Below are 13,846 nucleotides of genomic sequence, written 5' to 3' on the forward strand. Positions count from 1 at the left end.
ATGAAGGCATTTTTATATTGTAATAAAAATTATACTACACCTTGTGCAAGCATAGCATCGGCAACTTTAACAAATCCAGCAATGTTTGCTCCTTTTACATAGTTTACATAACCATCTTCACCAACACCGTATTTTTTACATTGGTTGTGAATTCCAACCATAATATCTTTTAATCTTAAATCAACTTCTTCACTTGTCCAGTTAAGACGAATTGAATTTTGTGTCATTTCAAGTCCAGATGCAGCAACACCACCAGCGTTAGCCGCTTTTCCTGGAGCAAATAATACTTTATTGTCTAAGAACAACTTAATTGCATCTAATGTTGACGGCATGTTTGCAGCTTCAGTAACACACAAAACACCGTTGTCAATTAATTTTTGAGCATCTTCGCCGTTTAACTCATTTTGAGTAGCACATGGAATTGCAATATCAACTTTTACTTCCCACGGACTTTTTCCTTTATGGAAAACAGCATTTGGATATTTCTCCAAATATTTTTCTGCTCTATTATCACCACTTGCTCTCATTTCAAGCATATACTCAATTTTTTCTCCAGAGATTCCATCTTCATCATAAATGTATCCGTCAGGACCAGAAATAGTCAATACTTTTCCGCCTAATTCATTTATTTTTAGCGCCACTCCCCAAGCCACATTCCCAAATCCGGAAATTGCAACTCTTTTACCTTTAATCTCATGTCCCATAGTACGCAACATTTGATCTGTAAAATAAACAACTCCGTATCCTGTAGCTTCAGGTCTTATTAATGATCCTCCGTAAGCAATTCCTTTACCGGTTAAAACACCTGTAAATTCATTTCTAATTCTCTTATATTGACCAAATAAATACCCAATTTCTCTCGCTCCAACACCAATATCCCCGGCAGGTACATCTAAATCAGGGCCAATATGACGACATAATTCCGTCATGAAAGATTGACAAAAACGCATTACCTCAGCATCAGATTTTCCTTCGGGATCAAAATCAGAACCTCCTTTACCTCCACCCATTGGAAGTGTTGTCAAACTATTTTTGAAAACCTGCTCAAAAGCAAGGAATTTTAAAACTGATAGGTTAACAGAGTGATGAAATCTAATCCCTCCTTTATAAGGTCCGATTGCTGAATTCATTTGAATTCTAAAACCTCTGTTTACAATTATTTCTCCTTTATCATCAACCCATGGAACTCTAAATATTATAGAGCGTTCTGGCTCAGCAATTCTCAGAAGTAAGTTTTTTCCATCGTATTTTTTACGTTCTGCAATAAATGGAATTACCGTTTCTGCAAATTCTCTAACGGCTTGAAGAAACTCTGGCTCGTTCGGATTTTTAGACTCTACAAGAGCCATAAATTCATTTATTTTTTGTTCCATTTTTAAATAAATTATTCAGATAAATTATTTTAATTTTCGCTCAATTAAATAAGAAAATACGTTTAAGAAAACGTTTTCGTTTCAACACACAAAGATATAACAAAATGCGAATCTAATGTGATTTTTTTTAGTTTGAGGCGTTGAATTGTGTAATTTTCAAACTTTACCAATAATAGCATTTTACACTACTAAATTTACATCAAAACAACCAACTTAAAGTTAACAAATTAAGTATTTTGCTACTTATTTTTTAATAGAACAATATTATATTTTGAATCGTACATGTTTTTTATATATTTGCCTTGATTTGAAAGCCCCAAAGATATGTTTAAACCTATAATACTCACATTATTCGCCTTCATCGGAATTTCAACTGTATCGAATGCGCAAAGTTTTGCACAAGAAGTAGGAATAATATTCGGACCCGTTACTCTTCAATCAGATTATGGTGAAAGGCATGACCTTGAAACCAATGTTGGAAACAGAGGTATTGGTATTGGATTAGTTCACTTTATTAACTTCTCAGCAAATAATAATCATGAAACTTTTTTTTCAGAACATGTTAAGATCAGATCTGAGCTAACTTACACTAATACCAATCTTGAACATTTTGGTCGTTGGGTAGAAAAAACTCCTCCTACTATAGGAGTTTTACGATTGAGAGCTATGAATGGAAAATCTAACATATTGAGTCTTGGAGCACAAGGAGAATTTTCATTTATTAAAATACATGATTTCGAAAACAATGTTGGTAGTTTTAGTCCGTATGTAAGTTTAGGTTTTTTAGTAAGTTACTATACTACTAAAGTGAACTCAGAGCTTGGACCATTAGGAACTATTGAGACTACTCCTGTAAAATATTTAGTCCCATCTGATGGCCGTCAATATGGTTTTTCAAGTGAAAACGGTATTGTTTTATCAGCAACAGTGGGCTTAGGTGTACATTACAAACTAACAACAATGAGCGACTTAATGCTTGAATGTCGTTTTCAGTCTTTTAGTTCTGACTGGGTTGACGGTTTAAATCCAAACAAAGACCTTTTTAAGGAAAACAAAGCAAACGACTGGCAGGTTTGGTTGAATGTTGGTTACATTCATTACTTAGAATTTTAAAGAAAACTCAAAATATAAAAATCCCAAATTCCAAAATGATTAATTGGAATTTGGGATTTTTTTTATTTTAAAATTTAGCTTTTTATGCTAATGCCTGTTCTAAATCAGCAATTAAATCTTCTGCATCTTCGATACCAACACTTAGTCGAACCAGATCATCAGTAATACCAACTTCTGCTCTTTTATCTGCCGGAATAGAAGCGTGTGTCATCAAAGCAGGGTGATTTGCCAATGATTCAACTCCACCTAATGATTCAGCCAAAGTGAATACTTTCAATTTCTCCAAAAAGGCAATAGAATCTTCTTTTTTACCAGAAACAAATGTAAATGAAACCATTCCACCAAAAGCTTTCATTTGTTTTTTGGCAATTTCGTGAAACGGATGACTTGGTAATCCCGGATAATAAACTGTTTTTATTTTTGGATGTTTAGTTAAGTATTCTACTACTTTCTCACCGTTTTCACAGTGTCGTTGCACTCTTAATGAAAGTGTTTTAATTCCTCTTAAAACCAAAAAACTATCCATTGGTCCCAATGTTGCACCTGTAGCAAATTGTTGAAAATGCAATTGCTCTCCTAAAGCTTCATCTTTCACAATTAAAGCTCCGGCAATAACATCAGAATGTCCTCCTAAATACTTTGTTGCCGAATGCATTACGATATCTGCTCCTAAATCAAGAGGCTTTTGTAAATATGGAGTTGCAAAAGTATTATCTACAGCAAGCCAAATTTTCTTTTCCTTAGTAATTTTCGAGATTTCTTCAATATCAGCCAATTTCATTAATGGATTTGTTGGCGTTTCTACCCAAATCAATTTTGTATTTTCATTGATTAATGATTTCAATTTTGCGATATCAGTCATATCAACAAAATGAAATTTAATACCTGAATCTTTATAAATTCTCGAAAACATTCTGTATGTACCACCATACAAGTCATCCATCGCAATGACTTCATCTCCCCCTTTTAAACCTCTTAAAACACAATCAGTAGCCGCTAATCCAGATGAAAATGCCAACCCGCGCGTTCCGTTTTCAATACTCGCCAAAGCATTTTCTAAAGCTGTACGAGTTGGATTTGAAGCTCTGCTGTATTCATAATCACCCAAAGGCTGCCCAGGACTTGTTTGAATATAAGTTGAAGTTTGATAAACCGGTGGCATTACTGCTCCCGTACTTGGGTCATGATGCTGACCACCATGAATCACTTTAGTATTGAATTTCATATAGTTACAAATTTTTAATCTTTAATTCTGGTACAAATTTACCGTTTAATTTATTCTAATCCGGACACAACTTCTTACCTTTATATATAATTAACACTTTTAGATATGAAACAGTATACTTTTTTAGTCTTTTTGTTTTTAATATTCACTAGCTGTAGCAAAGAACTTTCTTTTGAAAATAAAACATTTGAGAAAAAATCTATTCTTCCCTGCAAAACAGATTGCCCCATAATTACTATTGACATTCCGATTGCAAAAAATATTCCCGTCGTAGCAGACAGCATCAACAAAAAAATATTTTTGGTCATAAAAGAAATTACTTTTTTTGGTGAAAAGCCAATACAACTAAACGATTACAAAGCATTAACAGTTTCTTTTATCGAATCTTATGAAGAAATGCATAAAAAATTCCCCAGTGAAACCTTTGGATGGGAAGGCAAAATTAAAGGAAATGTAGAATTTGAATCCGCCCAAATCATTAATATAAAAATCGATCATTATACATTTACTGGTGGTGCGCATGGTTATCAGGGATATCGCTCTTTATTATTTAATCCGAAAACAGGAAAAATTATTTTTTCAGATCAAATTTTTAAAAATGAAAAAGAATTTAAGGCTTTCGCCGAAAAAAGATTCCGCTCCAAATATAAAATCCCAGCAAAAGCAAACATCAACTCAACAGGATTAATGTTCGAAAATGATAAATTTCAATTGCCACAGAATATTTTTTATACAGAAGAAGGTTTGCTTTTATATTACAACTCCTATGAGGCGGCATCGTATGCAGACGGTCCAAAAGAGCTTTTATTTCCTTATGATGAAGTTAATAAGTTTTTATTGTATCAGTAATTTAAAAAAATACACTGTGAGTTAGACGCACTGCTGTGCGCCTCTACGGAAAACCTTTGCCGCTTTGAACCTTTGCTACTTTGCACCTTCCTGGAAATCATATTTCATTTTCCGCAAAATTCTTAAGGCTTCTTTAAAAGACAAATAGACCTGCGAAAAAGGCTTCAAAAGTATTTTTGAATCGATAAGCTTTTGCTTGGCTTCATCAAAACCATTCAAATAACAAATCATAAAAGTGGATGGAAGATTTTCCAGATCGACCATTTCACGTTCTGACAAAGCAGTCCCTTTTTGCAGTTTTTGAAGTAATGCCATATTTGAATTGTAAATATGATACAGCATTTTTCGATTAAATTCTGGTGGCTGAAAAAGCATTTTTCGATCGATTTTGTAATAACCATTATCAAAGAAACGAATGGTTTGTTCCTCCAATGGATAATAACTTGTTTTATCATTTAACCCTAACGGGACATATTCGGTAATTGTAAAACTATCATCATCAAAAACAATAGTAACAACATCTTGGGCCGAATAAAAAAGTTTAATTTGTTCGTTGATCAATTCAATATCAACTCTGGAAAGAAAGGTTTTATCCCGTGATTTTTTAGGAACTCCCGCCCAGCAAATCACAAATAATTCTTTAAAAACACGATATTTCGGCGACATATCTTTATGTCTGAAATTCATAAAATCGATTACACCATCAAGTGTATATTGAATGCTGTTTCTGGAGCTGTTTTCAATCCCAATTACCGTTTCTGTATTCTGGTAATTTTTCTCTACTTCACCTTCAACCGGAATCGAATTACTGCCTCGCCTCACAAAAACACTATTCGCTAAAATAGTATGAATTCCTTTTTTAAAATAAGAAATTTTGTTCTTGGGTTTGATCGTTACCAATCCGATTACTTTGTCTTTTGGAAGATTTGGAAACGGTACATTCTCATATTGAATTTTAGGCGGATTTTCTAAAAAAGCATTGACGAGATTTTGAATTCGGCTATCATCAAAGAAATCATCACCAACAATTTCATTATCCTGATCTTCGACACCAACAACGATATAAGAATTATTGGTTGGGTTAGAATTTGATAAAGCGCAAATGTGCTTCAGAAACTTCCCTTTTCCTTCGCGCGTATGCAAATTCAACTGCCTTTTTTTATCATAAAAACTGCTCTCATCATTATGAGCGAGCAGGTTTTTTATTAAAAGGCGTTTGTTGATCATTTTTTAAGTTTTTTTGCCACAAATTACACAAATTCCAACTAATTAAAAAAGACGCACTACTGTGCGTCTCTACATTATATATTCTTTTTAACAATTGTCGCCGAGGCCTGTGCCGTCGGATAAACAATTAAATCTGCAATATTTACATGGTATTTTCTTGAGACCACAAAATGAATAATATCTGCAATATCTTCTGCTTGTAAAGCATCTAAACCCTTGTATACGTTTGATGCTCTGTCGGCATCGCCTTTAAAACGAACTTCACTGAATTCGGTTTCAACCATTCCCGGATGAATTGCTCCTACTCTGATTCCGTAAGGATTCAGGTCCATTCGCATTCCGTTATTAATAGCATCAACAGCATGTTTTGATGCACAATATACATTTCCGTTTGGATACACTTCTTTACCGGCAATTGAACCAATATTGATAATATGTCCCGCTTTTCTTTCGATCATATGCGGAATAATCGCTTTTGAAACATATAAGAGCCCTTTGACATTAATATCGATCATAGCATCCCAATCGTCAATATTTCCGTTTTGAATTGGATCTAAACCGTGTGCATTACCTGCATTATTTATTAAAACGTCAATTTGAGCAAATTCTGCTGGCAATGAATTGATACTTTCAAAAACAGCCTCTTTATCACGAACATCAAAAGAAAGGGAATGCACTTCTGTATAAGCCGAAAGTTCTTTTTCCAGTTCAACTAAACGTTCTTTACGTCTTCCGCAAAGGATAATTTTATAATCGTTTTTCGCCATTATTTGTGCGGTTGCTTTTCCAATTCCGCTCGTGGCTCCAGTAATTAAAACTGTTTTTTTCATTCTTCTTGTGTTTTATTTTAACACATAGAGACATAGTTTAAAAAGCTTAAAAAAGGCATTTCACTTTGCATGAAAACACATAGGTATATGTAAATGACTGGTCGTTTATTTTTACCTTCTTTAAACAATAAAATCTATGTTTCTATATGTTTAATTTTTTAAAGCCACAGATTAAAGGATTAAAATGATTTTTCAATCTGTGAGAATCTTTTAATCTTTGGCAAATGTTTAGTATTACAAACTGAATACTTAAAACTGCGACTGAATACTAAAAATTAAGGCACATCATCGCCCATACTTTCCGTCCAGATTGCAAACCAGTCTTCTCTATCCATTTCTAATTCGGCGGCTTTCATCAACGATTGAATTCGGGCAACATTTACTGTTCCCGCAATCGGAATTACGCCTGCAGGGTGTTTTAAAATCCAGGCCAACAAAAGTGTATCTGAACCAAAACTGTATTTCTGAACCAATTCAGAAAGCAGTTTTTTCAAACGGCGTGTCTTTTTAGTATCTTCTCTAAAAACTGTCCCAAGCGGATTCCATGACAATGGTCGAATTCCATGAGTTTGCATATAATCTAAACTTCCATCCGTCATCGCTTCAAAATGTGTCGCAGAAAATTGCACCTGATTAAAACTTACTTCTGTTTTCGAACGAATCAATTCGGTTTGAGAACTAGTAAAATTTGAAAGTCCGAAATCAATAATTTTTCCTTCTGATTTTAGTTTCTCTACCGCTTCAGCAATTTCATCGGCTTGCATTAACGGACTTGGCCTGTGCAATAAAAAAACATCAATAAAATCTGTTTTTAATTTCTTTAGAGATTCTTCAGCAGACCAGATAATATAATCCTTCGAATATTCATAATGTTTGATTTTATTCTCCGGGCGTTTTTCAGCAACCATCTGAATGCCGCACTTGGTAATTAACTGTAATTTTTCTCTGGAAATTTTACTTGCTTGGAAAGCTTTTCCAAAATCTGCTTCTGTAGTATAAGATCCGTAAATATCGGCGTGATCAAAAGTGGTAATTTTGTTTTCGATACAGATCTGTATCATGTTTTCCATTTCTTTAGTTGTAAGGTTTTTATCCCAAACTCCCCAATTCATAGTGCCCGAAATTATAGGCGATAACGTTGTTTTGCTCATGGTTTTATTGCGTTATTTTTGGTAATAAATATGCTTTTGTAGAGCATAATCATCAAAGTTCTTAAAAATATAAAAATAGATTCACAATTCGTCCTTAAAATTAGGTCTTTGGTCGAAGTTTTAACCATTCTTTAACATCTTACTTCTCAAAAAATATTCAATTTGCACTCTCAAAAACAAGGCGTAAAAATCAAAGGTTCAAAAAGGCTTTTAAAAATATTTATATGGAAGAAAATACAACGACTTTAGACATTAGAGCGATAAATGAAAAAATTGAAAGAGAAAGTGCTTTTATAGACCTTCTTACAATGGAAATGAACAAAGTTATTGTGGGCCAGAAACACATGGTCGAACGTTTATTAATTGGTCTTTTAGGGCAAGGGCATATTTTATTAGAAGGTGTTCCTGGTTTAGCAAAGACTTTAGCAATCAACACACTTTCGCAAGCAGTTCAAGGTTCTTTCAGCCGTATCCAGTTTACTCCGGATTTATTACCTGCCGATGTTATTGGAACAATGATTTACAATATCAAGGCAAACGAATTCTCAATTAAAAAAGGGCCAATTTTTGCTAATTTCGTACTTGCCGATGAGATCAACCGTGCTCCTGCAAAAGTTCAGTCAGCACTTTTAGAGGCGATGCAGGAAAAACAAGTTACTATTGGCGACACGACTTTCAAATTAGATCGTCCGTTTTTAGTATTGGCAACTCAAAACCCTGTTGAGCAAGAAGGAACATACCAACTTCCTGAAGCTCAAGTTGACCGTTTCATGCTTAAAACCGTAATTGATTATCCAAAAATTGATGAAGAACGTTTTGTAATTCGTCAAAACTTAAAAGGAAGTTACGAAAAAGTAAATCCAGTAGTTTCTGTAGAACAAATTTTGCGTGCGCAAGAAGCTGTTCGTGAAGTTTACATGGACGAAAAAATCGAAAAATATATCTTAGATATCATCTTTGCTACTCGTTATCCAGAGAAGTACAAACTTGCGGACTTAAAACCTCTTATTAGTTTTGGAGCATCGCCACGTGGAAGTATCAATTTAGCCAATGCGGCAAAATGTTACGCTTTCATCAAACGTCGTGGTTATGTAATTCCAGAAGACGTTCGTGCAGTTGTACATGATGTTTTACGTCACAGAGTTGGAATAACGTATGAGGCTGAAGCCGAAAACATTACTTCTGTAGACATTATCAACAAAATCGTAAACGAGATTGAAGTACCTTAAAAATTTGTTTAATGTTTCAGGTTTCAGGTTGTTGTAAAGCAAACCTGAAACTTGAAACTTTTAAACTTTAAACAAATCCAATGGATACAAAAGAGCTTTTAAAAAAAGTACGGAAAATAGAAATCAAAACCAAAAGACTGAGTAATCATATCTTTTCGGGAGAGTACCATTCTTCATTTAAAGGACGCGGGATGACTTTTAGCGAAGTGCGTCAATACCAATATGGCGATGATATTCGTAACATCGACTGGAATGTAACCGCACGTTATAACGAAGCCCACGTAAAAGTTTTTGAAGAAGAACGAGAATTGACCATGATGTTAATGGTTGATATTTCGGGCTCTGAAGGTTTTGGTTCAAAAAGTCAATTCAAAAAAGACATCGTCACCGAAATTGCGGCAACTATGGCTTTTTCGGCTACACAAAACAATGACAAAATCGGATTAATATTATTTTCTGATAATGTCGAATTGTATATTCCACCCAAAAAAGGCCGTTCGCACGTTTTGAGAATCATTCGTGAATTGATCGAATTTGAACCAAAAAGCCATAAAACGGATATTTCGCAAGCGTTGAAGTTTTTATCAGGAACGCAAAAAAAGAAAGCGATCGTTTTTGTAATTTCTGACTTCATGTCTGAAAATTACGAACAGACCTTAAAAATTGCTTCTAAAAAACATGATATTACTGGTGTACGAGTATATGACATCCGCGAAGAAAAAATCCCGAATTTAGGAATGGTAAGTATGCTTGACGCTGAAACCGGAAAAATTCAATTGGTCGATACAGGCTCCAAATCAGTGCGAATGAATTATGAAAAACATTATCACGACAGAGTCAATTATTTCAAAGATATTTTCAGTAAATCAGGAGCTGGCGTTGTAAACACAAGAGTCGACGAAAATTACGTAACAAAATTACTTGGTTATTTTAAGTCTCGTTAATTTGAGGTTTCGATCATTATCAGTTTCAAAAATAAATTTTCAAAAATAAGCATTCGTTTTAGACTAAAATCTGAATCAAAAATCAAATGAAATTAAAATTTTACATATTTCTATTTTTGCTTACTTCAGCTGTTTTTGCACAACAAAAACAAGTTGAAACAAGTATTGATACTACAAAAAATAAAATTGGAGCCGAATTTAAATTAACGCTTAAAACGGTTGTAAGCTCAAAATCGAAAGTTGTTTTTCCTAAACTAAAAAACATTGGCCCTTTAGAAGTAATTCAATCGTACCCAATCGATACCGTTAAGAAAAATGACACTTACGAACTGATCAAAAAATACGGCTTAACCCAATTTGATTCAGGAAAGTATACAATCCCAAGTATCAAAATTTTAATTGATAAAAAACCTTATTTATCAGATTCTATTCGTGTTGAAGTTGCCAATGTAAAAGTGGATACTCTACAACAAAAAATGTACGACATCAAAGATATTTCCAGTGCAGACAGCAACAACGATTGGTGGATTTATGTTCTGATTGTAATTGTAATTCTTGCAATTGGTGCTTTTGTATATTGGTATGTTAAAAAACATCAGAAGAAAAAAATCGAAGAAGAAGTTTATAAAACTCCGATTGAAAAAGCGACGAGTTTATTGAATAACCTGGAATCAAAAGAATTAGTTCAAAAAGGTGAAATCAAAGAATACTATAGTGAATTAACAGATATTGCGCGTAATTATATTGAAGAAGCGATTCATATTCCGGCAATGGAAAGCACTACTTCTGAATTGATTCAGGCAATAAGATTGGCTTCTACCAAAAAGAAAATGACGTTGACTCCTGAAACCGTTGAGAATTTAGAACGCGTTTTACGTCAGGCGGATTTAGTAAAATTTGCAAAATCTAAACCATTGGATTTTGAAATCACAGATGATAGAAATAAAATCCAGAAAGTAATTTTAACACTAGACAATGCAATTCCTACAGAAGTTCCGGCTGAAGAAGAAGATCAATTACTGAACGAAGCGCAAAGACAAAAGCAAATTCAGCTTCAATTGCGTAAAAAACGCAACAAACGAATTACTCTTGCCGTGGCAACTGTTGTCTTCTTGTTAACTGCAACAACAACATTTTTCGTAGTAACAAAAGGCTTCGCTTATGTAAAGGATAATGTTATTGGTCATCCTTCAAAAGAATTATTAGAAGGTGAATGGGTAAAAAGTGCTTACGGAAATCCAGCTGTTCAAATTGAAACTCCAAAAGTTTTAAAACGAATGGACACCCAAAAAGTATTACCTAAAGAAGCGATGGCTTTGATCAAAGAAATGCAGCTTTTCGCCTACGGAAGTATGATTGACAATTTCTATGTTACCGTTTCAACCAGTAAATTTAAAAATCCTGTTGAGCTTGATTTAGCAAAAACTTTAGAAGGTACTTTAAAAATAATTGAAGCTCAGGGCGGACAAAATATTATTGTAAAACAAGAAGATTTCCAGACTAATTCAGGTATTCAGGGTCTAAAAGGATATGGAACAATGACAGTTTTAAATCCTGTTAGTAAAACAAGTACAAAAGCATATTATGAAATTTTGCTTTTTAAACAAGATCAGGGATTACAGCAAATTATGATTTTACATCAGGAAGGCGATACATATGCAAATGACATTACAACCCGAATTTTAAATTCTGTTGAACTTCAAAAAGCGAGCAATTAATGGAAAAGATAACTTTTTTAAATCCAGAATTTTTTTGGTTGTTTCTTTTAATTCCAATTGCAATCGCTTGGTTTTTCTGGAAACGCAACCAGCAATCGCCTACTTTAAAAATGAGTTCAACTCAGGGTTTTAAAAACAGCGAATCGCTATTAACAAAATTAAAACCTTGTCTATATGTATTCAGAATTATAGCTTTAAGTTCGTTGATTATAGCTTTGGCGAGACCAAGAACAGTAGACATCAGCAATCAAACTAAAACGACAAAAGGAATTGATATTGTAATGGCAATTGACGTTTCAGGAAGTATGCTGGCAAAAGATTTAAAGCCAAACCGTATGGAGGCTTTAAAAAGAGTTGCCGGAGAATTTGTTGAGGAAAGACCAAATGACAGAATCGGATTGGTTTTATACGCTTCTGAAGCGTATACGAAAACGCCTGTTACAAGCGATAAAGCGATCATTTTAGAGGCCATAAAAGATATTAAATATGATACCGCTTTACAGGACGGAACCGGAATTGGAATGGGATTGGCAACAGCTGTAAACCGTCTTAAAGACAGTAAAGCAAAAAGCCGTGTAATCATTTTAATGACTGACGGTGTTAATAATGCCGGATTTATAGAACCGGAAACGGCTGCTGATATTGCAAAACAATACGGAATAAAAGTATACACAATAGGAATTGGAACCAACGGAATGGCACCATCTCCTTATGCATACGCTCCAAACGGAGGTTTTTTATTTAAAATGCAGAAGGTTGAAATTGACGAGACTTTAATGAAAAGCATCGCCCGTAAAACCGAGGGAACCTATTTTAGAGCAACAAGCAACGATAGATTAGCTCAAATATACAGTGCAATTAATAAATTAGAAACAACAGAAATTCAGGAATTAAAATTCTATGATTACGACGAGAAATACAGAGGATTTGTTTTACTGGCAGCCTTTTTATTATTGTTGGAAGTTGGTTTGAGAAATACAGTTTACAGAAGCTTTATTTGATTTTGGAAAAATCAAAAAATTCCAATTTTTGAAATTCCAAATAACAAATTGGAAACTGGAATTTAAAACTAGCTTTTTAGACAAACAAAAGAAATTGGAATTTGGAATTTATCCCCGCAACGATGGGGATTGGAATTTTAAAAATTATATGGAATTAGACGAAAAAAAATATTTATACCTTTTATTCTTACTCCCAATTGTGGCGTGTATTTTCCTTTTCAATATGTATTGGAAAAGAAAAAAACAGCGTGAATTTGGTGATTTGGAAATGGTTAAAAGACTGAGCCCTGAACGTTCTGTTTTTAAACCTGTATTAAAATTATCTATACTGCTTTTAGCGATTGCATGTTTGATTATCGGATTAGTAAATCCGAAGATTGGGACCAAGATGGAAACCGTAAAACGAGAAGGTATCGATATTGTTTTTGCAGTCGACGTTTCTAAAAGTATGTTGGCCGAAGATGTGGCACCAAGTCGTTTAGAAAAAAGTAAACAGCTAGTCTCGCAAATCATCAATAATTTAGGAAGTGACCGAATTGGAATTGTTGCCTATGCGGGAAGTGCTTTCCCGGTTTTACCCATTACAACAGATTACAGCGTAGCCAAAATGTTCCTGCAAAGTATGAGTCCGGATATGGTTTCATCTCAGGGAACTTCATTGGACGAAGCGATACGATTATCCTCTACTTATTTTGATGAAAAAAGCAAAACAAGCAAATTATTAATTTTGATTTCTGACGGAGAAGATCATTCAGAAGGTGCTTCTGCAGCAGCCGAAGAAGCCAACAAATTGGGAATGAAAATCATTACAATTGGTATCGGAACAGAAAAAGGAGGAACTATTCCGTTAAAAGAAAATGGAGTTGTAAAAAGCTTTCAAAGAGATCAAAACGGAGAAGTTGTTATTACAAAACTAAATCAGGATGGGCTGAAAGCAATCGCAAAAGCAACGAAAGGTGGCTATGTATATGGAGGAAGCACCAAAGAGGTTTTAGATTACGTAAAAAATGCATTAAATAACATTCAGAAAACAGAATTCGAAGCTACACAAATGGCCGATTTCCAATCGCAATTTCAGTGGTTTCTTGGCTTTGCATTCTTATTGCTGTTTGTAGATATTTTCCTTTTGGAAAGAAAAACAAACTGGATCAAAGAATTGAATTTATTTAACGAAAAGAAATAATTG

Annotated in this window: 12 protein-coding genes; 7 read left to right on the forward strand and 5 right to left on the reverse strand. The window is 34.0% G+C overall.

Annotated elements, in window-relative coordinates:
• Nucleotides 1-29: 29 nt before the first annotated feature.
• Nucleotides 30-1,373, reverse strand: a complete 1,344-nt coding sequence (gene gdhA / locus IRZ99_RS12175) for an NADP-specific glutamate dehydrogenase (RefSeq protein WP_194657515.1) — start codon at nt 1,371-1,373, stop codon at nt 30-32.
• A gap of 324 nt (nt 1,374-1,697) precedes the next feature.
• On the opposite strand from gdhA, the gene IRZ99_RS12180 reads away from it, so the two are divergent.
• On the forward strand, nt 1,698-2,486 hold the full coding sequence (locus IRZ99_RS12180; protein ID WP_194657516.1) for a glutamate dehydrogenase: 789 nt from the start codon (nt 1,698-1,700) through the stop codon (nt 2,484-2,486).
• Nucleotides 2,487-2,568: 82 nt separating this feature from the next.
• Here IRZ99_RS12180 and IRZ99_RS12185 read toward each other — a convergent pair whose 3' ends face one another.
• Nucleotides 2,569-3,711, reverse strand: a complete 1,143-nt coding sequence (locus IRZ99_RS12185) for a cystathionine gamma-synthase (protein ID WP_194657517.1) — start codon at nt 3,709-3,711, stop codon at nt 2,569-2,571.
• Nucleotides 3,712-3,816: 105 nt separating this feature from the next.
• On the opposite strand from IRZ99_RS12185, the gene IRZ99_RS12190 reads away from it, so the two are divergent.
• Entirely contained in the window at nt 3,817-4,560 is a 744-nt protein-coding gene (locus IRZ99_RS12190) for a DUF3298 and DUF4163 domain-containing protein (RefSeq protein ID WP_194657518.1), read from the forward strand.
• Nucleotides 4,561-4,635: 75 nt separating this feature from the next.
• Here IRZ99_RS12190 and IRZ99_RS12195 read toward each other — a convergent pair whose 3' ends face one another.
• The 3 genes from IRZ99_RS12195 to IRZ99_RS12205 all read right to left on the reverse strand — a co-directional run bounded on the left by IRZ99_RS12195 (nt 4,636) and on the right by IRZ99_RS12205 (nt 7,768).
• Complete coding sequence (locus IRZ99_RS12195) at nt 4,636-5,787, reverse strand: ATP-binding protein (RefSeq protein WP_194657519.1); 1,152 nt, start codon at nt 5,785-5,787, stop codon at nt 4,636-4,638.
• 74 nt (nt 5,788-5,861) lie between these two features.
• On the reverse strand, nt 5,862-6,617 hold the full coding sequence (locus tag IRZ99_RS12200) for an SDR family NAD(P)-dependent oxidoreductase (protein WP_194657520.1): 756 nt from the start codon (nt 6,615-6,617) through the stop codon (nt 5,862-5,864).
• A 275-nt stretch (nt 6,618-6,892) separates the two neighbouring features.
• Entirely contained in the window at nt 6,893-7,768 is an 876-nt protein-coding gene (locus tag IRZ99_RS12205; RefSeq protein WP_194657521.1) for an aldo/keto reductase family oxidoreductase, read from the reverse strand.
• Nucleotides 7,769-7,992: 224 nt separating this feature from the next.
• Here IRZ99_RS12205 and IRZ99_RS12210 point away from each other — a divergent pair, with 224 nt between their 5' ends.
• The 5 genes from IRZ99_RS12210 to IRZ99_RS12230 all read left to right on the forward strand — a co-directional run bounded on the left by IRZ99_RS12210 (nt 7,993) and on the right by IRZ99_RS12230 (nt 13,843).
• On the forward strand, nt 7,993-8,997 hold the full coding sequence (locus IRZ99_RS12210; protein WP_017497457.1) for a MoxR family ATPase: 1,005 nt from the start codon (nt 7,993-7,995) through the stop codon (nt 8,995-8,997).
• Between the two features lie 80 nt (nt 8,998-9,077).
• Complete coding sequence (locus tag IRZ99_RS12215) at nt 9,078-9,941, forward strand: DUF58 domain-containing protein (RefSeq protein ID WP_194657522.1); 864 nt, start codon at nt 9,078-9,080, stop codon at nt 9,939-9,941.
• 86 nt (nt 9,942-10,027) lie between these two features.
• Nucleotides 10,028-11,659: a hypothetical protein gene (locus tag IRZ99_RS12220; protein ID WP_194657523.1), complete on the forward strand. Its 1,632-nt coding sequence runs from the start codon at nt 10,028-10,030 to the stop codon at nt 11,657-11,659.
• Entirely contained in the window at nt 11,659-12,660 is a 1,002-nt protein-coding gene (locus IRZ99_RS12225; RefSeq protein WP_194657524.1) for a VWA domain-containing protein, read from the forward strand. The genes IRZ99_RS12220 and IRZ99_RS12225 overlap by 1 nt, the downstream gene beginning before the upstream one ends.
• A 148-nt stretch (nt 12,661-12,808) precedes the next feature.
• On the forward strand, nt 12,809-13,843 hold the full coding sequence (locus IRZ99_RS12230; protein WP_194657594.1) for a VWA domain-containing protein: 1,035 nt from the start codon (nt 12,809-12,811) through the stop codon (nt 13,841-13,843).
• Nucleotides 13,844-13,846 lie beyond the last annotated feature (3 nt).

The sequence above is a fragment of the Flavobacterium sp. LC2016-12 genome, assembly GCF_015351595.1.
In the GTDB taxonomy this organism is placed as follows: domain Bacteria; phylum Bacteroidota; class Bacteroidia; order Flavobacteriales; family Flavobacteriaceae; genus Flavobacterium.